A 502-nucleotide genomic window follows, 5' to 3' on the forward strand; every position below is an offset into this window, starting at 1 on the left:
CCTGCGGGGGACAACCCGCGGAAGGCGACTCCGGCGGATCGAGCGGCTCCGCAAGCGGATTGTCCGGTTCGGTGACCACCGACGGTTCGTCGACCGTTGCCCCGCTCACCGAGGCGGCAGCCGACCTCTTCGGCGACGAGGAGTCCGGTGTGAACGTCTCCGTCGCAACGTCCGGCACCGGCGGCGGGTTCAAGTCCTTCTGCGCCGACGAGACCGACATCTCCAACGCGTCCCGTCCGATCAAGGACGAAGAAGCCGCGGAGTGCGAAGCCGCGGGTGTCGAGTACACCGAGATCGTCGCCGCCAACGACGGGCTCTCGGTCATCATCAATCCGGAGAACGACTGGGCTGAGGATCTCACCGTCGAGCAGCTCAACACCATCTGGGGCCCGGAAGCCGAGGGTGAGATCACCAACTGGAACCAGGTCGACTCAAGCTTCCCCGACCAGGCCATCACGCTCTTTGGTGCGGGCACCGACTCTGGGACGTTCGACTACTTCAC

General features: G+C 65.5%; 1 protein-coding gene. It reads left to right on the plus strand.

Annotated features, from left to right (window positions below; genetic code table 11):
- Positions 1–71: 71 nt before the first annotated feature.
- Positions 72–502: substrate-binding domain-containing protein (locus JF52_RS0116240; protein ID WP_033107668.1), on the plus strand; the 431-nt coding region annotated here is incomplete at its 3' end.

Source organism: Microbacterium profundi (assembly GCF_000763375.1).
In the GTDB taxonomy this organism is placed as follows: domain Bacteria; phylum Actinomycetota; class Actinomycetes; order Actinomycetales; family Microbacteriaceae; genus Microbacterium; species Microbacterium profundi.